The organism is Bartonella sp. AA83SXKL (genome assembly GCF_042196965.1).
In the GTDB taxonomy this organism is placed as follows: Bacteria; Pseudomonadota; Alphaproteobacteria; order Rhizobiales; family Rhizobiaceae; genus Bartonella.
On record NZ_JBHIRG010000174.1, the window covers coordinates 349 to 731 of the forward strand.

1 protein-coding gene is annotated in these 383 nt (G+C 27.7%); it reads left to right on the forward strand.

Features of this window, described 5'->3' with window-relative positions; translation table 11 throughout:
* Positions 1-236: 236 nt before the first annotated feature.
* A partial coding sequence (locus tag ACFINO_RS10420; protein ID WP_375655761.1) for a single-stranded DNA-binding protein occupies positions 237-383 on the forward strand: 147 nt, incomplete at its 3' end.

A 383-nucleotide genomic window follows, 5' to 3' on the forward strand; every position in this document is an offset into this window, starting at 1 on the left:
ACAAAAAAGTTTGATACAGACTTTGCTAATTTAGATGATGCTTATTGAAAAACTGAAGGCAAAACGAAAAAGCTATACCATTTGTAAGATATGGCTTTTTGCTTAAATAATTTATCAAGCAGTATTATAATCTAATACTTTAAAAACTGTTATTAATTAACTGAAATAATTGAAAAAACAAACAAATTATTCTAAGATTTTTACGTATTTAAATACAATTTAAGGTAAGTGAAAACATGCTCAATAAAGTGATGTTAATTGGCTATTTAGGAGATGATCCTGAGAGCAAAACGATGACTTCTGGTGCTGAGGTGGTCAATTTTCGTATGGCAACCTTTGAAAGCTATATGAATAAAAATACGTACCAAAAAGTAGAAAAAACA